21 protein-coding genes are annotated in these 22,596 nt (G+C 63.8%); 13 read left to right on the forward strand and 8 right to left on the reverse strand.

Annotated elements, in window-relative coordinates; all coding sequences use genetic code 11:
* The first annotated feature begins 4 nt into the window (after positions 1 to 4).
* From DKB74_RS03460 to DKB74_RS03485, 6 genes are all read left to right on the forward strand, one after another.
* Positions 5 to 1,543 (forward strand): NADH-quinone oxidoreductase subunit M, encoded by a 1,539-nt coding sequence (locus DKB74_RS03460; protein ID WP_109806676.1) that lies wholly within the window; start codon positions 5 to 7, stop codon positions 1,541 to 1,543.
* The gene (gene nuoN, locus DKB74_RS03465; protein WP_109806677.1) at positions 1,543 to 2,988 is read left to right on the forward strand and encodes an NADH-quinone oxidoreductase subunit NuoN; all 1,446 of its coding nucleotides are present in this window, start codon (positions 1,543 to 1,545) and stop codon (positions 2,986 to 2,988) included. The genes DKB74_RS03460 and nuoN overlap by 1 nt, the downstream gene beginning before the upstream one ends.
* 6 nt (positions 2,989 to 2,994) lie before the next feature.
* Positions 2,995 to 3,696, forward strand: a complete 702-nt coding sequence (locus DKB74_RS03470; RefSeq protein WP_109806678.1) for a biotin--[acetyl-CoA-carboxylase] ligase — start codon at positions 2,995 to 2,997, stop codon at positions 3,694 to 3,696.
* Between the two features lie 12 nt (positions 3,697 to 3,708).
* A complete protein-coding gene (locus tag DKB74_RS03475; protein WP_109806679.1) occupies positions 3,709 to 4,494 on the forward strand; it encodes a type III pantothenate kinase in 786 nt (261 codons plus the stop codon).
* 109 nt (positions 4,495 to 4,603) lie between these two features.
* Positions 4,604 to 6,247: a ribonuclease J gene (locus DKB74_RS03480; protein WP_109806680.1), complete on the forward strand. Its 1,644-nt coding sequence runs from the start codon at positions 4,604 to 4,606 to the stop codon at positions 6,245 to 6,247.
* Between the two features lie 3 nt (positions 6,248 to 6,250).
* Positions 6,251 to 6,514 (forward strand): DUF1467 family protein, encoded by a 264-nt coding sequence (locus DKB74_RS03485; protein WP_109806681.1) that lies wholly within the window; start codon positions 6,251 to 6,253, stop codon positions 6,512 to 6,514.
* A gap of 9 nt (positions 6,515 to 6,523) precedes the next feature.
* Here DKB74_RS03485 and DKB74_RS03490 read toward each other — a convergent pair whose 3' ends face one another.
* On the reverse strand, positions 6,524 to 8,872 hold the full coding sequence (locus DKB74_RS03490) for a coiled-coil domain-containing protein (RefSeq protein ID WP_109806682.1): 2,349 nt from the start codon (positions 8,870 to 8,872) through the stop codon (positions 6,524 to 6,526).
* A gap of 81 nt (positions 8,873 to 8,953) precedes the next feature.
* On the opposite strand from DKB74_RS03490, the gene DKB74_RS03495 reads away from it, so the two are divergent.
* A complete protein-coding gene (locus tag DKB74_RS03495; RefSeq protein WP_109806683.1) occupies positions 8,954 to 9,247 on the forward strand; it encodes an Hpt domain-containing protein in 294 nt (97 codons plus the stop codon).
* Positions 9,248 to 9,318: 71 nt separating this feature from the next.
* On the opposite strand, the gene DKB74_RS03500 is transcribed toward DKB74_RS03495, so the two are convergent.
* The 5 genes from DKB74_RS03500 to DKB74_RS03525 all read right to left on the reverse strand — a co-directional run bounded on the left by DKB74_RS03500 (position 9,319) and on the right by DKB74_RS03525 (position 16,103).
* Entirely contained in the window at positions 9,319 to 11,088 is a 1,770-nt protein-coding gene (locus DKB74_RS03500; RefSeq protein WP_109806684.1) for an autotransporter domain-containing protein, read from the reverse strand.
* A 197-nt stretch (positions 11,089 to 11,285) separates the two neighbouring features.
* Entirely contained in the window at positions 11,286 to 12,464 is a 1,179-nt protein-coding gene (locus tag DKB74_RS03505; protein ID WP_109806685.1) for a vWA domain-containing protein, read from the reverse strand.
* A gap of 302 nt (positions 12,465 to 12,766) precedes the next feature.
* Entirely contained in the window at positions 12,767 to 14,173 is a 1,407-nt protein-coding gene (locus DKB74_RS03510; protein ID WP_109806686.1) for a glycosyltransferase family 39 protein, read from the reverse strand.
* 311 nt (positions 14,174 to 14,484) lie between these two features.
* Entirely contained in the window at positions 14,485 to 15,198 is a 714-nt protein-coding gene (locus DKB74_RS03520) for an ABC transporter permease (protein ID WP_109806688.1), read from the reverse strand.
* 11 nt (positions 15,199 to 15,209) lie between these two features.
* On the reverse strand, positions 15,210 to 16,103 hold the full coding sequence (locus tag DKB74_RS03525; RefSeq protein WP_109806689.1) for an ATP-binding cassette domain-containing protein: 894 nt from the start codon (positions 16,101 to 16,103) through the stop codon (positions 15,210 to 15,212).
* 84 nt (positions 16,104 to 16,187) lie between these two features.
* On the opposite strand from DKB74_RS03525, the gene DKB74_RS03530 reads away from it, so the two are divergent.
* Both DKB74_RS03530 and DKB74_RS03535 read left to right on the forward strand, forming a co-directional pair.
* Positions 16,188 to 16,649 carry a DUF2975 domain-containing protein gene (locus DKB74_RS03530; protein WP_109806690.1) on the forward strand — a complete coding sequence of 154 codons (462 nt, stop codon included), beginning with the start codon at positions 16,188 to 16,190 and terminating at the stop codon, positions 16,647 to 16,649.
* Positions 16,649 to 16,879, forward strand: coding sequence for a helix-turn-helix domain-containing protein (locus DKB74_RS03535; RefSeq protein ID WP_109806691.1), 231 nt, complete (start codon positions 16,649 to 16,651; stop codon positions 16,877 to 16,879). Before DKB74_RS03530 ends, DKB74_RS03535 begins: the two co-directional genes overlap by 1 nt.
* Before the next feature lie 204 nt (positions 16,880 to 17,083).
* On the opposite strand, the gene DKB74_RS03540 is transcribed toward DKB74_RS03535, so the two are convergent.
* Both DKB74_RS03540 and DKB74_RS03545 read right to left on the reverse strand, forming a co-directional pair.
* On the reverse strand, positions 17,084 to 17,932 hold the full coding sequence (locus DKB74_RS03540; RefSeq protein WP_109806692.1) for an AAA family ATPase: 849 nt from the start codon (positions 17,930 to 17,932) through the stop codon (positions 17,084 to 17,086).
* An 82-nt stretch (positions 17,933 to 18,014) separates the two neighbouring features.
* Positions 18,015 to 18,680, reverse strand: a complete 666-nt coding sequence (locus DKB74_RS03545; RefSeq protein ID WP_109806693.1) for a DUF6975 family protein — start codon at positions 18,678 to 18,680, stop codon at positions 18,015 to 18,017.
* Positions 18,681 to 18,978: 298 nt separating this feature from the next.
* On the opposite strand from DKB74_RS03545, the gene DKB74_RS03550 reads away from it, so the two are divergent.
* From DKB74_RS03550 to DKB74_RS03565, 4 genes are read left to right on the forward strand one after another with little or no spacing between them, the layout of a single operon-like run.
* On the forward strand, positions 18,979 to 19,554 hold the full coding sequence (locus DKB74_RS03550) for a TetR/AcrR family transcriptional regulator (protein WP_161956787.1): 576 nt from the start codon (positions 18,979 to 18,981) through the stop codon (positions 19,552 to 19,554).
* Positions 19,551 to 20,519 carry an HlyD family secretion protein gene (locus DKB74_RS03555; protein ID WP_109806695.1) on the forward strand — a complete coding sequence of 323 codons (969 nt, stop codon included), beginning with the start codon at positions 19,551 to 19,553 and terminating at the stop codon, positions 20,517 to 20,519. The genes DKB74_RS03550 and DKB74_RS03555 overlap by 4 nt, the downstream gene beginning before the upstream one ends.
* Positions 20,516 to 21,448 carry an ABC transporter ATP-binding protein gene (locus DKB74_RS03560; RefSeq protein ID WP_109806696.1) on the forward strand — a complete coding sequence of 311 codons (933 nt, stop codon included), beginning with the start codon at positions 20,516 to 20,518 and terminating at the stop codon, positions 21,446 to 21,448. The genes DKB74_RS03555 and DKB74_RS03560 overlap by 4 nt, the downstream gene beginning before the upstream one ends.
* Positions 21,445 to 22,572 (forward strand): ABC transporter permease, encoded by a 1,128-nt coding sequence (locus tag DKB74_RS03565; protein ID WP_109806697.1) that lies wholly within the window; start codon positions 21,445 to 21,447, stop codon positions 22,570 to 22,572. The genes DKB74_RS03560 and DKB74_RS03565 overlap by 4 nt, the downstream gene beginning before the upstream one ends.
* Positions 22,573 to 22,596: the final 24 nt, after the last annotated feature.

The following is a 22,596-nucleotide window of genomic DNA, read 5'->3' on the forward strand; positions in this document are numbered from 1 at the left end:
GCATATGGAACATTTTCCCATCCTTTCGGTGATGCTGCTGATCCCCGCTGCTGCGGCGGTAGCATGTCTGTTCGCCGGTGCGACGGCCGCGCGTTGGATCGCGCTGGGCGCGACGTTGGTCGATCTGGTGCTCGGCGCGGTGCTGTGGGCCAGTTTCGATATCGGCGGCGCGCAGTGGCAGTTCGTCGAATATGTGCCGATCTTCGGCCGCTTCGCCTGGGCGCTGGGCATCGATGGCTTCGCGCTGTTGCTGATCCTGCTGTCGGTATTCCTGATGCCGATCTGTATCGGTGCAAGCTGGAAGGCGATCACGACGCGCGTGCCCGAATATATGGCGCTGTTCCTGTTCACCGAAGTGCTGATGATCGGCACCTTCGCTGCGCAGGACCTGTTCCTTTTCTACATCTTCTTCGAGGCCGGCCTCATCCCGATGTATCTGATCATCGGCGTGTGGGGTGGTGCGAACCGCATCTATGCCTCGTATAAATTCTTCCTCTACACGCTGCTCGGCTCGGTGCTGATGCTGATCGCCATGATCTATATGGTGATGACGACCGGCACGACGTCGATCCCCGAACTGATGCAGACCGATTTCCCGGCGCATGTGCAGACATGGCTGTGGCTCGCCTTCTTCGCTTCGTTCGCAGTCAAGATGCCGATGTGGCCGGTCCACACCTGGCTTCCCGATGCGCACGTGCAGGCGCCGACCGCGGGTTCGGTGATCCTGGCGGGCGTGCTGCTGAAGCTCGGCGGATACGGTTTCCTGCGTTTCTCGCTGCCGATGTTCCCCGAAGCGTCGGCGCAGCTCGTCTGGCTGGTCTTCGCGCTGTCGGCAGTCGCGGTGATCTATACCAGCCTCGTCGCGCTGGTGCAGAGCGACATGAAGAAGCTGATCGCCTATTCCTCGGTCGCGCATATGGCGATCGTGACGGTCGGCCTGTTCGCGTTCAACCAGCAGGGTATCGAAGGCGCGATGATGGTGATGCTGGGCCATGGCCTGGTGTCGGGCGCGCTGTTCCTGTGCGTCGGCGTCATCTATGACCGGCTGCATACGCGTGAGATCGACCGTTATGGCGGTCTGGCGATCAACATGCCGCGCTATGCCGTGCTGTTCCTGCTGTTCACCATGGCTTCGGTGGGCCTGCCGGGCACGAGCAACTTCGTCGGCGAACTGCTCGCGCTGATGGGCGCATATCAGGTGTCGACGCTGATCACGCTGTTGTGCACGACCGGCATCATTCTGGGCGCCGCCTATATGCTGTGGCTCTATCGCCGCGTCGTGTTCGGCGATCAGAAGAATGCCGATGCCGCCGCAATGCCCGATCTGTCGCTGCGCGAATTCTGGCTGCTGGCGCCGATCGCGGCGGTGGTGCTGTGGATGGGCGTCTATCCCGAAAGCTTCCTTGCTCCGATGCGTCAGGACACTGTCATTCTGCTCGAACGGCTCGACCGTGCGAAACCCGCCGGAGATTCGCTGCGGACGCCGGGCAATCCCGCTGCAGCGCCCGCCCATGAAGATGTCGCGCACGGGGAGGCGCACTGATGAGCTACGCCACCCAAATGGCCATGGTGCTGCCCGAACTGGTGCTCGCAGTGTCGGCGATCCTGCTGATGCTGATCGCCGCCTGGGGCGGTCAGGCCGCGACGCGCGCGGTCAGCTTCGTTGCGGTACTCGCATTGATCGGTGCCGGGATCGCGCTGTTCGGTCCGGCCTCGGCCGGCGGAACCGCGTTTGACGGCCTCTATCATGCCGATGCTTTTGCCGCCTTTGCCAAGGCATTGATCTTTGGCGCGGCGGCTGTCGCGATCCTGGTCGCGCCCAAATTCTTCGAACAGACGTCGGGGGACGATCTGCGCCCCGAATATCCCGTGCTGATCCTGCTGTCGGCGGCGGGCATGGGAATGATGGTTTCGGCGGGCGACCTGATCACGCTCTATGTCGGCCTCGAGCTGATGAGCCTGGCCTCTTATGTGCTTGCCAGCTTCATGCGGCACGACATGCGTTCGGCCGAAGCGGGCCTCAAATATTTCGTTCTCGGCGCGCTGGCCTCGGGCATTCTGCTTTACGGCATCTCGCTGGTCTATGGCTTCAGCGGCACGACGATGTTCGGCGCGATTGCCGATGCCTATGCCGGCGAGCGTTCGATCGGCCTGTTGTTCGGGCTGGTGTTCGTGTTCGCGGGGCTGGCGTTCAAGATTTCCGCCGTGCCGTTCCACATGTGGACGCCCGACGTTTATGAAGGCGCACCGACGCCGGTGACGGCGTTCTTCGCTTCCGCGCCCAAGGTCGCGGCGATGGCGCTTACCGTTCGTGTCGCGATCGAAGCGATGGGACCGGCGATTGCCGACTGGCGCCAGATCGTCGTGTTCGCCTCGCTTGCCTCGATCATCTTCGGCGCGGTCGCCGCGATCGGACAGAGCAATATAAAGCGGCTGCTTGCCTATTCCTCGATCAACAATGTCGGCTTTGCGCTGATCGGCCTTGCCGCCGGGACCGAGGCGGGCGTGGCGAGCGTGCTCTTCTATATGACGGTCTATATCGTCATGACGATCGGCAGCTTCCTGGTCGTGCTGCAGATGCGCGGACCCGACGGCCAGCCGATCGAGACGATCGCGAGCCTTGCGGGCATGTCGCGCACGCGACCGGGCCTGGCTGCGGCACTGGCGATCTTCATGTTCAGCCTTGCCGGCATTCCGCCGCTGCTGGGCTTCTTCGCCAAGCTGGAAGTGTTCATCGCCGCAGTCGATGCGGGGCTGTTCGCGCTTGCCGTGGCGGGCATCGTCGGATCGGTGATCGGCGCCTATTATTATCTGAAGGTCATCAAGACGATGTACTTCGATGACGCGGCGCCTGCCTTCACCGGAAAGACAAGCCCGGTCGAAGGGGTGTTGCTGACCATCGCCGCGCTGGTGATTTCGCCGCTGGGCTGGTTCCTGCTGGTACCGCTGGGCAGCTGGACGAGCACGGCTGCCGCTTCGCTGTTCTGACGCGCGATGATCCGCACCGTCGCGCAGACGGGATCGACCAATGCCGATCTGATCGATCTTGCGCGCGCGGGCGCGCAAGAGGGGCTGTGGCTGCGCGCCGAGCGGCAGACGGGCGGGCGCGGTCGCCAGGGCAGGGCGTGGGTTTCGCCCGAGGGAAACCTCTATGCCAGCACGATCGTTCGGCTGCGCGCTTCCGATCCGCCCCCGGCGACGCTGGCACTGGTGGCCGCGGTCGCACTGGAAGAAGCGGTGCGGATATGGCTTCCCGACGCGCCGATTCTGCTCAAATGGCCCAATGACCTGCTGATTGCGGGCGCGAAACTGTCGGGCATATTGCTCGAGCGCGTCGATACTGCCGTGGTCATCGGCATCGGCGTCAATATCGCACATCATCCGACCGATATCGAACGTTCGGCGACCAGCCTGTCCGCGCAGGGCGCCGCGCCCGCGCCCGGCCTGTTTCTCGAAACGCTTGCCGACACCTTTTCCCGCTGGCTCACGCGCTGGCGCGGCGAGGGGATCGGGGCGATCCGCGACCGCTGGACCGCACGCGCGCATCCGGAGGGGACGGCGTTGCAGGCGCGGCTGGGCGACGGAGTCGTCATCGACGGGCTTTATGCCGGGCTGAATGGCGACGGTGCGCTCATCCTGCGCTTGGCCGATGGCACCCGCCATGTCATTCACGCGGGCGACGTGTTCCTGATCTGAAGGATCCTATCCATGCTGCTCGCTATCGATGCCGGCAACACCAATATTGTTTTCGCGCTGATCGAGGACGGCGAGATCCGCACCCGCTGGCGCATCGCGACCGATCCGCGCCGTACCGCCGACGAATATGCCGTGTGGCTGAACCAGCTGCTTCAGCTTGAAGGCTATGACCGTACCGCCGTCAGCGCAGTGATCGTCTCGACCGTGGTGCCGCGCGCGCTCCACAATCTGGAAGTGCTGAGCAATAAATATTTCGGCGTCGATGCCGTGATCGCGGGGCAGGGCGATGCGCAATGGGGCTTTGCGCTGGACGTCGAAGAACCGCAGAGCCTGGGCGCGGACCGCGCCGTCAGCATGATCGCCGCGCATCAGGCGCATCCGGGCGATGTGATCCTGATCGATTTCGGCACGGCGACGACATTCGATGTGATCGATTATCGCGGTGCGTATAAGGGCGGGATCATCGCGCCGGGCATCAACCTGTCGCTTGACGCTCTGGTCAATGCGGCGGCCAAGCTGCCGCGTATTGCGATTACTGCGCCCGCAAGCGGTAGCGTGATCGGTCGCAACACCGTCGATCAGATGAATATCGGCATTTATTGGGGCTATATCGCGATGATCGAGGGGCTGGTCACTCGCATCCGCGAAGAGATTGGCCGCCCGGCGCGCGTCGTGGCGACCGGCGGGCTCGCCGTCCTGTTCGAACAACATACCGATGTGTTCGACGTGGTTGAGTCGGACCTGACGATCCAGGGGCTCGGCATTCTGTGGGAACGCTCGCAACGCGCCCGGCATTGAGCGCCGCAGACGCAGGCGGGTTGCGCGCGCGCCGAGAAAGGTGCACCCAACACGCTCTTTTTTCGCCGGTTGTCCTCTATCCGGCGTCTGATCCAGCGATAGGAAATCAGTGACCCCCGGTAAGGAACTTCTCTTCGTCGCGCTCGGCGGTTCGGGCGAGATCGGCATGAACGTCAATCTCTATGGCACGCAGGGCAAATGGGTGATGGTCGATTGCGGCATCACGTTCGGGGATGCCGGCTATCCGGGCATCGATGTGATCCTGCCCGATCTGCAGTTTATCGAGGAACGGCTCGACGATCTGGTCGGTATCGTGCTGACCCATGGGCATGAGGATCATATCGGGGCGTTGCCCTATCTCGCGCTCGATCTGGGGGTGCCGCTTTATGCCACGCCGTTCACTGCGGGGCTGATTCAGGGCAAGCTCGACGAGGAAGGCATTTCCGACCGCGTCGAACTCAACATCATCGAAAACGAAGGCAGTTTCCGGGTCGGCCCGTTCGGCTTTCGCTATGTCCCGCTCGCCCATTCGATTCCCGAAGGCAATGCAGTGCTGATCGATACGCCCTATGGGCGGATCTTTCACACCGGCGACTGGAAGCTGGACGAAGAGCCGCTGCTCGGATCGCCGTCGACGGCGGAAGAGCTGAAGGCGATCGGCGATCAGGGCGTGCTGGCACTGGTGTGCGACAGCACCAATGTCTTCAACGAACAGGCATCGGGTTCGGAAGCCGCGGTTCGCAAGGGACTGGACGAAGTGATTGCGGGCGAGAAGGGGCGGGTGCTCGTCACCACCTTTGCTTCCAACGCCGCGCGATTGCAGACGCTGGGCGAAGTCGCGCGCGATACCGGGCGCAAGCTGTGCGTCGCGGGGCGTTCGCTCGACCGCATCCTGCGCGTGGCCAAGGCGACGGGTTATCTGCGCGATTTTCCCGAAACGATCGATTTCGAAACCGCGATGACGCTGCCGCCCGGCCGGGTGATGATCGTTGCGACCGGCGGGCAGGGGGAGCCGCGCGCGGCGCTTTCGCGGATTGCCGACGGCACCCATCCGATCAAGCTCGACAAGAATGACCTCGTCGTCTTTTCGTCGAAGCAGATTCCCGGCAACGAACTCGCCATCGGGCGGATCATGAATGTGCTGGCGCATCGCGGCGTGCGGCTGATCACCGACCGGCAGGCCTTCGTCCATGTTTCGGGGCATCCGGGTCGCCCCGAACTGGCCGAAATGTATGGCTGGATCCGGCCCAAATATCTGCTGCCGGTGCATGGCGAAGTGCGCCATATGATCGAACAGGCGCGGTTCGGCGTCGATCGGGGCATTTCCGGCGCTATTTTCCAGGTGAATGGCGAGCTGGTGCGGCTTGCACCCGGCACTCCCGAAGTGATCGATCATGTTCCGGTCGGGCGGCTGGTGCTCGACGGTGATGTGATCCTGCCCGCCGATGGCGGCACGATCAACGAACGGCGCAAGCTGGCGCTCAACGGCCAGATTTCGGTCGCGGTCGCGCTGACGTCGAATGGCGCGATGCTGGGCGTGCCGCAAATCCGGCTTCAGGGCGTGCCGGTGGAGGAAGAACGCGAATCCTTCCTTCAGGATGCCGCCGCCGCCGCCACCGAAGTGTTGCGCGATCGCAAGCGCGGAGGCGATATCGAGGATCTGCGCGAAAAGCTGCGGCTTGCCGTGCGGCGGACCGCGACGCGCTGGACCGGCAAGAAGCCGGTTGTCGATGTACTGATTGTGGAGGGTTGATCCATGGGCCTGCCGTCAATGCTGGCCATCTATTTCCTTTTCTGGGTGTTCTCGGTGTTTATCGTGCTGCCCTTTGGCGTGAAGACCAGCGCCGAGGTGGGAGAGCCGGTGCAGCCGGGCCATGCCGAAAGCGCGCCGCACAAATTCAGCCTGCCGAAAACCCTGCTGCGCGGCACGATCCTGGCGACGGTCATGTTCGCGCTGTTCGGGCTCAATTACATTTATGGCTGGGTGACGCCCGAAATGCTCGACTGGACACAGTGGTAGGCTGCGCGATCAGGCGCGCAGCCGCTCGATCGCCTGCGCCAGCGCGACATAGAGCTTACCCATATCGCTCGACAGCAGCGTGACGCCCAGCGGCGAACCTTCGCGCAGCGAAAGGATCTGGCGCAGCATCGCTTCGAAATCGTGGATGTAGCGATTGACGTTGTCGCGGAAATCCTCGTCCTCGCCATACAGATCGGCGATCGCCTTGCTTTGCGTCGTGTCGAGCAGCCGCACCGCGCGTCGCGTGAAAACGCCGCGATCGCCCTTCAGATAGGCGGTCCAGGCGCTGTCCGACACATCCTGCGAGAAGCATTTGGTGATGTCGATCGACGCCGAGTTCATCGCTTCGATCAGCAGTGAGACGCGGCGGGCAAAACCATCGCTGTCGGCCTTTTCGCGCTCGGTGCGTGCTTCCTCGATGCGATGTTCCACCGATGCCGTGGTTTCGGCGAGCGACAGCATTTGTTGCGTCAGCCGCTCGGACGCGCGCGTGGCGGCGCCGACGGCCGCTTCGGTGGTTTCGGCAAGCTCGCCCAGCTGGCGGCGCACCGAGGCATCCATCGCGCGGCGCAGCGCGTCGGTGCCTGCGGTTTCGAGCGCGCGGGTCGCTTCGGGTACGATGCCGTGCAGTGCCTCGCGCGCCTTGTCGGCGGCGGCAGCGGCGGTTTCGCGCACCCGGATCAGCGCATCGACCAGCTGCGGCGCGGCATCCTCGGCAAAACGCTGAGTCGTACCGATCGCCTGATCGACAATGGTTTCGAGCGATTCGGCCTTGGTCCGACCGTCCTCGAGCGTTTCGAGCAAAGCCTGTGATGTGCGCTGGAGCGTGTCGCGCTGTTGCGACACGACATCGGCGATCGCTTCGATAGCGTCATGCGTGCTTTCGGCGGCAGTGACGAGCGCAAGCAGCTCGGGCTTGCTTTCGGAAACTGCCTTGCGGCTCGCGACGATGCGCGCGTCGAGCCGGTCGAGCGCAGCAGGCAGCGTTTCGTCCATCTCGCGTGCGGAGGCGTCGAGCGCAGTGAGCAGCTCTTCGGCGGTATTGATGACGCCGCGCGCGGTCGCATCGCCCGCATGCATCGCTTCGGTCATCGCGCCGACCGATCCGCTGAGCGCGCTGATCGAAGCGGCAAGCGCCTGTGCGCGCTCCATGCCGCCGGCATGCATCGCCGCGATTTCGCTGTCGATCGTGGAAACATGGCCGGAAAGCGATGCGAAGATCGCATCGCCGCGCCCCTGTTCCTCGCCGAGCCGCAGCGAGATGCGTTCGACTGCCTCCTCGATCGTTGCGATCCGTTTACCGAGCGTCTCGACGCTGTCGCGCCCCGCCTTGTCGAGCGCGGCCTGGTTGGCGTTGAGCATGGCAAGGATCGCTTCGCCCTGCGCGGCAATGCCCTTGCGCGCTTCGTCCACGGCCTGCGCCGCGCGATCGAGTACCGCGTCGACGGCGGACGACATTTCGCCGGTAACCGATTCGAGCCGCTCGCCTGCCTTTTCGCTCGTCGCCTCCATATTCGCCAGATGCGATGCCAGCCGTTCGGCGGCCCCTCCGGCAATCCTGTCGGCTTCGCGGCCGCGGTCACTGAGCGCGGCAAGCTGGACGTCGAGCGCAGCGGCGCGCTGGCTCGCGGTCAGCCCGGCTTCCTCGATCCGACCGGTCAGATCGCGCATTTCCTCCTGTGCCTGGGGCAGGGCAGTGAGGACGGTGGTCACCTTCGCTTCGGCGCTGGCCACTGCCTCGCCCAGGTTCGTCGAACTCGTGTCGATCGCCTGGGCATGTTCGCCGATGCGATCGGCCGTGGTGCGCAGGCGCGCGGTGGCGTGGTCGCCCATGTCCATCAGCAAATTGGTCTGTTCGGCCAGCGCCTGGCGATTGTCCTCGATCTTGCGCGAGAGGGTGGCGACCATCCGTTCGAGCGCTGCCGCCTCGGCGCGCATCGATCGCGCGGTCGCGCCCCAGCGGCGCGCTTCGGCGGTGCTCGATCGCAGCGTCAGCAGATAGAAGATACCGATCAGCGCCGGTGGAACGCACAGCGCGGCGATGAACTGAATGAGGGCAAGCGGCGCCATGCCCGTTTGCAGCGCTTCGCGCGATGCCCAGAGCGCGCCACCGAACCAGCCCAAAATGGCAAGGATCGCAAGCGTGGGAAGCAGCCAGCTGCGGCGCAGCGGCGTCGGCTCCTCTTCGCTTTCCTCCTGATATTCCACGATTTCCGCTTCCGCGCTGTCACCGGTTTCGGCGGCAATATCCATATCGTCCGCCGAGGAGCCATCCCCGGCAGCATCGGACAGCAACAGCTCTTCGCTGCCTTCAACCTGCATATCGGGCAGGTGCTTCGCCTGTTTCGCGCGTGCCATGTCTCACATTTACCACGATTCGTCGCGGAACCAACAGCGTCGAAACAAAGCCTTAAGCAAGCGCGGCGTAGACCCGGCCCGATGGCGTATGATCCTGGTGCAATCGATGCGACGTTGGCGGCGGCAGTGGGCGATGAGCCTGCGCTGATCGCCGAACTGCGCGAGGCGTTTCTCGACGGTGCGAAGCGCAGCTTTGCAACGTTGCGCACTGCCGAAAGCGGCGATGTCTGGATTGCAGCTGCGTTGCGGCTCAAGGGACTTGCGGCGAGCTTTGGCGCGGTGCGGCTGATGGCGCTCGCCGGAGAAGCCGCCGAAGGTCAGCCGCGCGACGCCGCGATCCTGAGAAAGATCGGCCGCGCGATCGAGCGGCTCTGACGCTGTTTTCCTGATCGGACGAGTGCCGGTGAGCGATGCGAAGCGCAGGACGCTCCGCATCGCCCGATGGCTCAGAATTTCAGGCTGATCCCGGCATGCGCGGTGATCGCCGTTTCATCGCCCCGGAACAATTCGCCGCTGGCTCCGCCCTGAAGCGACAAATTGGGTCCGAGTTTCCCGGCGACCGTGAAGCCATAGCTCATATAGTCGCTGTCGGCGGTGTGGACCGGCACTGTCCAGGAGATAGGCGCGCCCGATGGCGTCATGGTGAAGCTGCGCGGATCGTCATCGAAATCATGTTCATATGCCGCGCGGATGTTCACCGATACCGGACCATCGCCGTCCGAACGTAGCGACAGGCCGACCCGTCCGGTCAGGCTTTCGATTTCCTGTTTGCCGAAACTGGCGCTGGTCGATTGCGGCGACGCTTCGGTATAGCCGTCGACCGTTACCCGTTCCCAGTCGAGCCCGATTTCGGGACCGAATGCCATGCCCCCACCGCGCAGCAGCGTCGCGTCGAGCGCGGCGCCGATCGCAAGATAATCGGTGTCGGTGTCGCCGACATGGGTGCGGGTAACCGGGCCGATATGCACCACGCGGGTGATGTCGTTCAGCTTGCCCGTGCCATAGACGCCCGAAACGCTGATTCCGGCAAAGCCGATATCGGCATGCGCGATGCCGGTGACCGACCAGGCTTCGCTGTCATAGCTGCCCGATCCGAGTTCGAAATCGCCCTTGCCCTGGCTGTAGCCGACGGCAAGCGCGGCGCCCGCATCGGGGCCGAAGCCGAAGGCGATGCCGAGATCGCCGATAAAGCCGCGCTCGGTGAGCCCGATCCGCTGAGTCGTGCCGTCATTGTCATAATAATGATAGCCGCCATTGGCGAACAGCCGCATGCCTTCGCCCATGCCGGTCATCGCGCCATTTTCGGCAAGTCGCCGATGCGCGCGATAGCTTGCCTGTGTGGCATAGCCGAGCCCGGCGATCTGATCCGGCGCCATCACCAGACTGGCGATCGCCTGACCCTGGACGCGCTGCATCTTGCCGGTCGGATGGACCGTATCGGCCAGCGCATGGGTCTCCGCCGCGTCGGGGGAGACGAGCGTGTCGCGCGTGCAGATCAGAGACGACACGGTACAGGCCGGATTGACGATATCGGTAATCCCGAAGGCGCCGGGATTCGCGATGACTTCGTTATAGAGCATGTCGGTATCGAAATAGAGCGCATTGACGTTTGCCGCCGCCAGCGCCGCCGCGTAATTCTGGTTATAGAATTGCAGGCCCGCCTGACCGCCGGTCTGAACCGACATGGTGACGATGCGTCCGGCCCCGGCATCCTGAACCCGTCGGACCTGCGTGGCGAGTTCGCCGGCGGCAGTCGACAGGATCGTCGGATCGGTCCCGCCCAGCGCGCCGAAATAGAAGAAATCATTCCCGCCGCCCTGAATATAAACCAGGTCGCTGGCCGAGAAGCTGCCGCCTGCGGCGAGGAAATTGTCGATCTGCGTGGCGATCGGGATCGACAGGGCATTCGCCGCGGTCACGCGCGCGCCGCCCACGGCAAAGTTGGTGCCGCCCAAGCCATAGGCGGTCTTCAGATCAATGCCGAGCATCGCCGCGAATATTTCGGGCGATACCGGATCGGGGTTGGTCGTGAAGCTGCCGGCACCGGGTGGCAGTGTTCCGCCGGCGGCATAATAGCCGCCGTCCGAAAGGCTGTCGCCGAACACGATGATGCGATCGACACTGGTTTCTTCATGGTCCGCGCTGGATTGCGCAAGCGCGGGAGCGGACACGGTCGTCAGCAATGACGCCGCGCAAATACCGATAAGGCGTTTCATCCTCTTCCTCCTATGATGGATCGGTCATTCTTGGCGGACCGATTCCTTGATCGAGGAGACAGGGAACTGATTATACTGTCAAGTTTTCCAAACCGCAGATTCGAACGCGCGACTGGCGACGCGCATCGCCGCGTTCTTCAGGCGCGGCGATGCGCCCGGCATCCTGTTACGGAGGGGAGGCGGAGCTGACGTTACGGTCAGCGTTTGCGCGTCAGTTCGCGCATCGCATCGTCGAGGCCGTCGAGCGTCAGCGCATACATGCGCTCCTGCATCAGATCGCGGATGATCCGAGTCGATTGCGAATAATTCCACTGCGCCTCCGGCAGCGGATTGAGCCACACCGTCGCGGGATAGGTATTGGTCACCCGGTCGAGCCAGACCGCGCCCGATTCCTCGTTGAAATGTTCGACCGACCCACCCGGATGGCTGATCTCATACGGGCTCATCGACGCATCGCCGACGAAGATCACCTTGTAATCATGCCCGAATTTGTGAAGCACGTCCCAGGTCGGCGTCCGTTCGGAAAAGCGGCGGCGATTGTCCTTCCACACGCCTTCGTAGAGGCAATTGTGGAAGTAGAAGAACTCCATATTCTTGAATTCGGCGGTCGCGGCGGAAAACAGCTCCTCGCAAAGCCGGACGAACGGATCCATCGACCCGCCGACATCGAGAAACAGCAGCAGCTTGACTGCATTGTGCCGTTCGGGCCGCATATGGATGTCGAGCCAGCCCTGCCGCGCCGTGCCTTCGATCGTGGCGTCGAGGTCGAGTTCGTCGGCGGCCCCTTCGCGCGCGAAGCGGCGCAGGCGGCGCAGCGCGACCTTGATATTGCGGGTGCCGAGTTCGCGCGTGCTGTCGAGATTCCTGAACTCGCGCTTTTCCCAAACCTTGATCGCGCGCTTGTGCTTGCTTTCGCCGCCGATCCGCACCCCTTCGGGATTATAGCCCGAATGGCCATAGGGGGAGGTGCCGCCGGTGCCGATCCATTTATTGCCGCCCTGATGGCGTTCCTTCTGCTCCTCGAGCCGCTTTTTCAGCGTCTCCATGATCTCGTCCCAGTCGCCGAGCGACTTGATCGCTTCCATCTCTTCGGGCGTCAGATATTTCTCGGCGACGGCACGCAGCCATTCCTCGGGCACTTCGGCGGGGTTTACGCCATAATTGGTGGCGATGCCCTTGAAGACCTTGGAAAAGACCTGATCGAAACGGTCGAGCAGCCCTTCGTCCTTCACGAAAGTGGCGCGGGCGAGATAGTAAAATGCCTCGGGCGTCTGTTCGATCACGTCGCGATCGAGCGCTTCGAGCAGGAGCAGATGCTCCTTCATGCTGGCGGGAATGCCGGCGGCGCGCAGCTCGTCGAGAAAATTGAGGAACATGGCCGCCCTTCTGCCTGCGCGCGTGGCCAAGGGCAACTAGGTCGTGAACCCATAAACGGCGCCGCCGAGGCGCCGGAATGGCGAACATATCGGGCCAAAGTGGCCGCGGGGAGGGCTGGGCGCCCTTCCAAGGCCGCTTTGGGTCGAGATGGAAGCCATTCCGCCGTCCCGAAGGGATTTGACCAAAATGGCTCAGCGCTGCGTCGGCAGAGCTTGAAATATCGACATATTCCTGCGCCCCGCCTCCTTGCGCTGAGCCATTTTGCTTCAAACCTCGACGGCGCCGTTTGTGGGTTCACGACCTATGGGATGCGTTCGTAGAGTTTCCAGTCGGTGCCGGAGAGGTTCGACGCCTTGCCGGTTGCGATTTCGGCGTAGCGGGCGCCGCAACGTTCGGGCTGGGGCGGCAGCGCGCTTCCGCCGGTCTGATCGAGGAACAGGAATCGCGCGGGCGGGCAGGGGTTGGGACGTTCCGATATCCGCAGCGGATAGCGTGCCTGATCGGCGGCGACCGCGAGTACCGCAGTGGCGCGGCTGGTTTCGATCGCGACGCGTGCGCCGGTGGGGGCGCGGCGCATCATCGCCGCGATCGCATTGCCCGGATCGCCGCGCTGGTTCGCGATCAGGCTCTGATCGGCGATCAGCGACGCCAGCGTGATTGCGGCAAGCAGGATGAGGGCAAGCCCGCGCGGCCATCCCGCCCGACGCAACAAGGTTGCGGCGGCTATCGCGGACAGCGCCAGCACGCCGATCGCCGACACCAGATAATAGCGCGCGATACTGGCATTGCCGATCTGAAGAAGCGGCACCACCAGCAGCGTGGCGATGGCGAAGCGGAAATAGCCTTCGATACCGGTGACGGGCGCTTGTCCGCGCACGGCCAGCGCGGCGAGGAGCAGGGCAAACATCGCGCCGATGGCGATGACGCCGCCGCCCGACGCGGTCAGCATCGAGGAAACGCCGTGCAGCCAATCCCCCCAGCTGAACGGCGTATAGCTGCCGAAGCGGAAGCCGCCATCGCCGAGCGCGGGCAGGAAGACGAGCGCCAGCGCGCCAAGCCCGGCCAATGCCGTCGGCAAGGCAAAGCGCAGGGTTGCGGCGATTGCGGGCCCCCTGGGCAATCGCACGAACAGCGACACCGCCACCCAGAGGCAGAGCGCCGCCGCACCGAGCGCGAAAGTCAGCTGGCTGAGCATGCCCAGCAATACCGCGAGAAACAGCGGAATTGCTGGAATGCGCGCAGCAGGATCATCGAGCCAGCGTGCCGTGACATATAGCGCCGCGAGCAGTGCCAGCAGCATCGGCGCATAGCCGCGCGCTTCGGACCCGTAATTGACGAGCAGCGGCGAGACCGCAAACAGCAGCGCGGCGATGATTCCTGCCTTGCCTCCGCGCCTTCCGACAATCCGCGCGGCGAGCGGTATGGCCAGCGTCCCGCACAGGATCGAAAAGGCGCGCTGGAGCAGCGGCGGCGCGCTGATCCCCACCATCTGCAGCCACAGCGTGTTGAGATGATGGTTATTGTCGTGATGGAAATGCGCAAAGACACCCAGCGGCGTTGCGACTTCGTGCGCCGACCATGCCGACCATGCTTCGTCGAGCCACAAGGCGCCCTGCGCCGCGGCGATCCGCAGCGCGAGGCCGAGCGCCGTGAGCACGGTAACCGTTGCCCAGAAACGACGATGCAACGGTTCCGATCGGTCCGGCATGGCCCCTGTCTAGCCGCAGACCAGGCCCGCGGCTAGGTCGTGAACCCATAAACGACGCCGTCGAGGTTTGAGGCAAAATGGCTCAGCGCAAGGAGGCAGGCCGCAGGAATATGGCGATATTTCAAGGTCTGCCGACGCAGCGCTGGGCCATTTTGGTCAAATCCCTTCGGGACGCCGGAATGGCTTCCATCTCGACCCAAAGCGGCCTTGGAAGGGCGCCCAGCCCTCCCGGCGGCCACTTTGGCCCGATATGTTTGCCATTCCGGCGCCTCGGCGGTGCCGTTTATGGGTTCACGACCTAGGGCAGGGGATCAGGCCTCGCGCCGGCTGAGATGAACCAGCATTGCGAGCATTACCGCCAGCCCGCCGACACCGCCCATCCACAGCGCGAAATCCTGCCGCTCGGGTTGCGAAAGCATGTTCACCGCCAACAGCCATGGGAAATAGATGCCCTGTTTCGCGCTGGTCGCGGCGATAGCGACAAAGGTGCCTGCGATGCCGAACACCAGCGGCGGCACGAAGCTGCGGAACCGCAATGCCACCCAGAGCTGGAGCATCGCCACCAGCAGCGATGCGATTGCCATCTTGCCGAGCGTTGTGGGCAGATCGAAGGGGGCGGGCGCCGGATCGATCGGCTTGACGAGCGCCATCATCGCGCTCGCGATCCGAATTTCGACAAATAGCAGCAACGTCATGCCGATGACGAGCCCCAGCATCACCAATGCCTTGGCAAGAAACAGCTGGGGCCGCGCACCGGGCAGGGTGAGCAGGTAATTCCAGGTTCGCGGGCCATGTTCGATCTGCGCGAGCAACACGCTGAGCGCTGTCAGCGTGAGCGGCAGCATGGCAAATGCCCAGAACGCCGCCGATGTCATGCCGAACATGCCGAGCGAGACCGGCCCGTCCTTGTCGAGCCGCATCAACGTGGTCAGAATCACGACGCAGGTCGGTGCGGCGAGGCATAGAATAAGCGCCAGCGAGCGACGAAGTTTCAGTATTTCGGTGACGAGATAGCGGATCAGCATGTCCAATTCCCTCAGGCCGCGCGGCCGATCTGGTCGTGATAGATGGTTTCCAGCGACTGCCGCCGTGTGGAAAGATGCGAAAGCGACTGGCCGCGCGCGACGAGCAGGCTGGCGATGGCAGCCGGCTGCGCCCCGGTGACGAGCATCGGCGCGTTGGCGGGGCGATTGGTGACGACCGAAAAGCCGGCATCGATCAGAATCCGGGCCGATTGCGCGGGGTCTGCGGTGGCGACCTCCACCGCTTCGTCGCCACGCAGCTGATCGAGCGGGGCTTCGACCAGCAGCCGCCCGCGATGGAGCAGCCCGACATGCGTGGCGACCAGTTCGACTTCCGAAAGCAAGTGGCTGGAAACGATCAACGTCATGTCGCCGATTTCGGGCAGGCGGCGCAGCAGCGTGCGCATGTCGCGAATGCCGTCCGGGTCGAGCCCATTGGCGGGCTCGTCGAGGATCAATAGCTGCGGACTGCCCAGCAGCGCGCGGGCAATGGCGAGCCGCTGACGCATGCCGAGCGAATAGCCGCCGGCCCGTCGCCTGGCGGCGCTGCGGTCGAGATCGACGATTTCGAGCACCCGATCGATTTCGCGGGGCGGCAGGCCGAGCAGCCGGCGCGCAATGTCGAGATTTTCGCGGCCGGTGAGGTGATCGTAAAGCGACGGCGTTTCGATCAGCGAACCGATGCGCGCCGATGCTTCGGCACGGGGCTTTCCGAACAACCGGATGCTGCCGGCATCGGGGCGGAGAAGGCCCAGCACGAGCTTGAGCGTCGTCGTCTTTCCCGCGCCATTGGCGCCAAGAAAGCCGTAAATCGCCCGTCGCGGCACGGTGATGGACAGATTGTCGACGGCAGCGGGCGCCTTTCCGAAGCGCTTGGTCAGGGCAGAGGTTTCGAGAGCAGCAGACATTTTCGACTCCGAATTTAAGTCTTGCTTAAATGATGCGGTCATGCGAATTTAAGTCAAGGTTAAATTTTCGAGCCGGGAAGACCGATGACGATCGATGGATTGCGGGCGCGTGCCCGCGTGCTGATGTGGCTGGTGACGGTGCCGTTCGTGCTGCTGGCGCTGCTCGCGGTGCTGCAATTGACGATGGTGTGGCGGACCGGCGGCGCGCAGGCGGGATATATCCTCGTCAATTTTGCGCCGATGTATGTGTATGTCTGGGCAATCTGGATGGTCCGTCAGGCGCTCAAATCCATCGCGCAGGGCCGCGGGTTCGATCAGGTCGTGCCGAAGCTGTTGCTTCGCGTGGGGCTGGCGCTGTTCTTCGGCGCGCTGTTCCAGGTGTTCGGGACGACGTTGCTCAGCGGACTGATCTTCGGACGCGCGCCGTTCACGCGGTTTGACGGCGCGGAAGTCACTCTGGGCATCATCGGCGCGACGCTGGTGCTCGTCTCGCAATTGCTGCGGCAGGCCGCGGCGATGCGTCAAGAACTGGACGAATTCTTCTGATGCCGGTGCAGGTGACGCTCGATGCCGTGCTGGCCAAGCGCGGCATGACAGGCAAGCAACTCGCCGAAGCGATGGGGCTCAGCGAGACGCAGCTCTCGCTGTTTCGATCGGGCAAGGTGCGCGGGATACGCTTTGCAACGATCGCCAAGATGTGCGCGGTGCTGGAGTGTGCGCCTGGGGATTTGCTGGGCTATGACTATGATCCGGCCGATCTGGGCGCGGAGGATTGATGCGGGGCGCCTTTCGGTCCTTCCCGGCGTCGCCCCTGCGCAGGCAGGAGCCTATCTCTGAGCAGTCTCCAAACTCCGCCGACACATTTCGCCTGCAACCTGTGTCAGATGGGAGGTGCAACGCTACAGACATGGGCCCCTGCCTGCGCAGGGGCGACGGCACGGATAAGACGTTGCGTCGCGATTCTGCGTTCCGCGGCCTGCTTACTTCCCGCCTTGCCGCCGGCTCATAAACGCCAGCCGTTCGAACAGCATGATATCCTGCTCGTTCTTGAGCAGCGCGCCGTGGAGCGGGGGGATCGCTTTGCTGGGGTCCTGCGATTGCAGCACGTCGAGCGGCATATCCTCGTGGAGCAGCAGCTTGAGCCAGTCGAGCAGCTCGCTGGTGCTCGGTTTTTTCTTGAGGCCCGGCACGTCGCGGACATCGTAGAAGATATCCATCGCCTTCTTCACCAGCAGCTTCTGGATGCCGGGGAAATGGACCTCGATGATGTCGACCATCGTGTCGCGATCGGGGAAGGCGATATAGTGGAAGAAGCAGCGGCGCAGGAACGCGTCGGGCAGATCCTTCTCATTGTTCGACGTGATGACGACGATCGGGCGCTCGGCGGCGCGGATCGTTTCGCCGGTTTCATAGACATGGAATTCCATGCGATCGAGTTCCTGCAACAGGTCGTTGGGGAATTCGATATCGGCCTTGTCGATCTCGTCGATCAGCAGCACGGGAGTTTTGGGGGCAGTGAACGCCTCCCACAATTTGCCCTTGCGGATATAGTTGGAAATGTCGTGGACGCGCTCGTCGCCCAGCTGGCCGTCGCGCAGCCGTGCGACGGCGTCATATTCATACAGGCCCTGATGCGCCTTGGTCGTCGATTTGACGTTCCATTCGATCAGCGGGGCATCGACTGCCTTGGCGATTTCATAGGCGAGCACTGTTTTGCCGGTGCCCGGCTCGCCCTTGACGAGCAGTGGGCGCCGCAGCGTGACGGCGGCATTGACCGCGACCTTCAGGTCGTCGGTGGCGACATAGTCTTGAGTACCTTCAAAGCGCATGGCGGGAGGGATAGAGGCCGCCGCGCACCGAGTGCAAGCTTTCTTCGCAATTGCGACAGCGCCGGAAGCGCCGTGCGCTGCTTCAGTGGATTTCGCGTGCCTCGGCCCGCGCTTCGAGCAGGTCCCACAGGCCGCGATGCTGGGCGAACACCTGTTGCGCGCCGAACATCATCGCCCGCTCCTTTGCCCCATCGCTGGAAAGGACGGCGACGACCGCCGCGGTTTCCGATTCGAGGGGGAGGGAACTGGCCGGCGGATCGATGCCGAGCCGCTGCGCCGCGACATCGAGGATGGCGCGCATCGGTTGCCAGTCGAGAACCAGCGCGAGAGCGGCGCCGATCGCACATCCTGCGCGATCCGACTGGGCAAGCATATCGAGCGCATGGCGCTGACCGGCGGCGGCGGCTTCCGATTCGGCCTGGCCGGGCGTGGAGGGCAGGGGCCCCGCCGCCGCGACAAGCCGCACCAGATAGCTGCGTTCGGTAACGAAGGCATCGGCCGAAGCTTCGAGCCATTCGCGTTCGACCGGTTCGAGGTCGTGCGCAAGCGCATGATCGATCAGGCCGGGATGGCGGCCGTGCAGCAGGCAGAGATAATGGACCGCGTCGGCCAGGTCGCGCGGGCTCTCGCTGCCCAGAACAAGGCTGCGAACATACACATGGCTGGCGCTGCCATCGGAGGAGGCAAGCGCGCCCAACGCGCCCCAGGCGCCGCCACGACTGACAATTTGGACCGAATCGTGCGCCATAGAACCCCAGTTACGCCAGACTTGTCGGCTAGGTGTGCCGACAATTCACCATTGCCTCAAAGGTCTATACCGAAGCGCGTAAAGACGTGGTTTACGCGGTGGCAGGAAATTACGGAGCTTTTGTCGCGGCGCAATTGTGCGGGATCGGGTGGCGCAAGCGCGATGCCGGGCGGTCACCTGTCGGAATTTTTGCGCCCGTTGGATGCTTCCCGCACGATTTCCGCTTTAAAATAACTGACCCGTCAGTCATAAACGTTTCGTGCCGCGAAAAACGCCCCCGGACCGCCGCGAGCAGATATTGGCTGCCGCATGCGATGTCTTCGCTGCCAATGGCTATGCCGGCGCGCGGCTTGAGGATGTGGCGGTGCGAGTGGGGATTTCGAAGTCGGCGCTCTATCTGCAATTCGCCGATAAACAGGCGCTGTTCCGCGAGTTGATCGACTGGCTGCTCGAAACATCGCTTCCGGGGGCAGTGCCGGCCGAATCCGAAACTGCCCGCGCGTCGGAGCGGCTGGCAATTTTCGTCCGGGCCGGCGCCCGTCGGCTTGCCCAGGGCGAGATCGCGTTCCTGCCGCGGCTGGTGATTGGCGAAAGCGGCAATTTCCCAGAAATCGCAAAGACCTGGCACGATGTGGCGGTCAGCCGGTTGCTGACGCTGGTCGAAGCGATCGTCGATCAGGGAATCGCCGATGGCGAGTTTCGGCAGGTCGACGCGCATCTTGCCGCGCGCAGTGTTGCCGGGGCGCTGATACTCGGCGCGTTATGGAATACGGTGTTCGTGCCGGTGGGTGCGCCCTCGCTTGATCTTGGCGCGCTGGCCGACACACATATCGATATATTGCTCCATGGACTTTCACGGGGAGGCGAAGCGTGAGGCGTATCATTCTGCCGGTTGCAATCGTTGCGCTGATCGGCGTTGCGTTTTGGTGGATGGTGCTGCGCCCCTCCCCGAAAAACGATGCCTGGCTCGGCTATATCGAAGGCGAATCGATTCAGGTGGCTGCGCCCGTTTCGGGCTCGCTCGCGCGGCTTGACGTGACGCGCGGCGGGCGCGTGGCGGCAGGAGCGCAGCTGTTCGCGCTCAACGCAGTCAGCAACGAAGCGCAGCTGCGCCAGCTGGAGGCGCAACGCGAACAGGCGCAGGCGCAGCTTGCCGATCTGGAGAGCCCGCGCCAGCGCCCGGCCGAACTCGGCGTATCGCGCGCCCAGCAAGAGGCTGCGCGCGCCGAAGTCGAACGCACCCAGCGCGAATATGAGCGGATTGCGACGCTCGCCGAAAAGGGATTTGCGACGCGCAGCCAGCTCGACGCGGCCAAGGCCGCGCGCGACAGTGCGCGTGCGTCGTTGCGACAGGCTCAGGCGAGCGAAGCATCGGGCGAACTGGCGGGGCGGCAGGACCAGATCGAGGCAGCCCGCGCACAGGTGCAACAGGCGCAGGCCGCCATCGCCGGGCAACGCCGCACGGGCGAGGAAATCGCGCCGACTGCCCCCGTCGCCGCGCTGGTGCAGCAGACCTATTTCAACGCCGGGGAATGGGTGCCGGCCAACACCCCGGTCGTGCGGCTGTTGCCGCCGGGCAGGATCAAGATCCGTTTCTTCGTGCCCGAAAGCGTCGTTTCCACGCTGCATCAGGGCGATGGCGTCATGATTTCCTGCGACGGCTGTGGCGATCCGTTTCCGGCGGTCATCCGCTATATCGCGCCGCAGGCCGAATTCACGCCGCCGATCATCTATAGCGAGGATGCGCGCGAGAAATTCGTGTTCATGGTCGAGGCGCAGCCACAGGGCGATGCGTCGCGGCTGCATCCCGGTATTCCCGTCGAGGTGCGCCCCAAATGAGCGAGGCGCCGGCAATCTCCGTATCCGGCATTACCAAGTGCTTTGGCGGCCGGACCGTGGTCGACCATGTGTCGATGGACATTGGCCAGGGCCGGATCAGCGGATTCCTTGGCCCCAACGGATCGGGGAAAACGACGACGCTGCGGATGATCTGCGGGCTGTTGATCCCCGATGAAGGCGAAGGGACGGTGCTGGGGCTCGACCTTGCGACGTGCCGGGCGGAGATCAAGCAGAAGGTCGGCTATATGACCCAGCGCTTCGGCCTGTTCGAAGACCTTACCATTCGCGAAAACCTCAATTTCTTCGCCGATGCGCATGGGCTTTCGGACAAGAAGCGGCGCGTGACCGCGGCGCTTGAGCAGCTGGGGCTCGCAACGCGCTCGCATCAGCTCGCGGGCACCTTGTCGGGCGGATGGAAACAGCGGCTGGCGCTTGCCGCCTGTACGCTGCACGAGCCCAGGATCCTGTTGCTCGACGAACCGACGGCGGGTGTCGACCCGCTGGCGCGGCGCGAATTCTGGGACGAGATCCACCGGCTGGCGGGCGAAGGCGTCACCGTGCTGGTTTCGACTCATTATATGGACGAGGCCGAACGCTGCCACGACATTGCCTATATCGCCTATGGCGTGCTGCGCGCTCGCGGTACCGCGCAGGAGATTATTCGCGATTCCGGGCTGGTCGCACTGACCGGCGAAGGGCCGGGTGCCGACCGGCTGGCACCGAAGCTGGAAAAACGGCCCGGTGTTGCGATGGCCGCTGCGTTCGGCACCACCGTCCATGTCTGTGGCGAGGAAATGGGCGCGCTGCGCGAGGCAGTGAACGAAATCGCACCCGAAATTCGCTGGCATGAGACCGAACCGACGCTGGAGGATATTTTCATCCATCTGATGCGCCAGTCGCCGGACAACAGCGTCGAGGTGGCGGCATGAAGGATTCGCTGCGCCGCATCTGGGCGATGCTGGTCAAGGAATTCCATCAGCTGCGCCGCGATCCGGTGACGTTCGGGCTGGTCGTGGCGATGCCGCTGATCCAGCTTTCGCTGTTCGGCTTCGCGATCAACAATGATCCCCGCCACCTGAAGGCGGCGATCGAATCGAACGACAGTTCGGTCTATACCCGCACCATCCAGGCGGCGCTCAAAAACTCGTCCTATTTCGATCTCGTCCCCGTGACGCGACCGGGCGAGGGGGAGGAGATGCTGCGGCAGGGGAAGGTCCAGTTCCTGATCATCATCCCGCCCAATTTCTCGCGCGATCTGGTGCGTGGCGATCAGCCGCAATTGCTGGTGCTCGCCGATGCGACCGATCCGGCATCGACTGGAAATGCGACCGCGGCAGTCGAGCAATCGGTGCTGTCGGGGCTGCGGCATGACCTGATCGGGCCGATGATGGCGCGGGCGCCGCCTGCTTCGCCGGTCGATGTGGTGATTCAGCGGCGGTACAATCCCGAGGGGATCACCAGCCACAATATCGTCCCGGGCCTGCTCGCCATCGTCCTGTCGATGACGATGGTGACGATGACGTCGATCTCCGTCGCACGCGAGCGCGAGCGCGGCACGATGGAAAATCTGCTCGCCACGCCGTTGCGCCCGATGGAAGTGATGGCGGGAAAGATCCTGCCCTTCGTCGCGATCGGTGTGTTGCAGACGATCATCATTCTTGGCGTTGCGCTGATCGTGTTCGGCGTGCCGTTTCAGGGGCCGGCATGGGCGCTGGCGATCGGGACTTTGGTGTTCGTCACGGTCAGCCTGTTGCTGGGGTTCACGCTTTCGACCTTTGCCGAAAGCCAGATGCAGGCGATGCAGATGAGCTTCTTCTACATCCTGCCCAGCATTTTGCTGTCGGGCTTTGCCTTCCCCTTTGCCGGGATGCCCAGTTGGGCGCAGTGGCTGGGCGAATGCCTGCCGGTAACGCATTTCCTGCGCGTGGTACGCGGGGTGATGCTGAAGGGGTGGGGGTTCGGTGACACGCTGACGCAGGTCGGCGTGCTGATCGCGATGGGCGTCGCGCTCGCCTTCCTGGCGGCGCACCGATATGGCGATACGCTGGAATAAACGAAAAAGGGCCGTCCCGAAGGA

The organism is Stakelama portus, from assembly GCF_003171655.1.
In the GTDB taxonomy this organism is placed as follows: domain Bacteria; phylum Pseudomonadota; class Alphaproteobacteria; order Sphingomonadales; family Sphingomonadaceae; genus Sphingomonas; species Sphingomonas portus.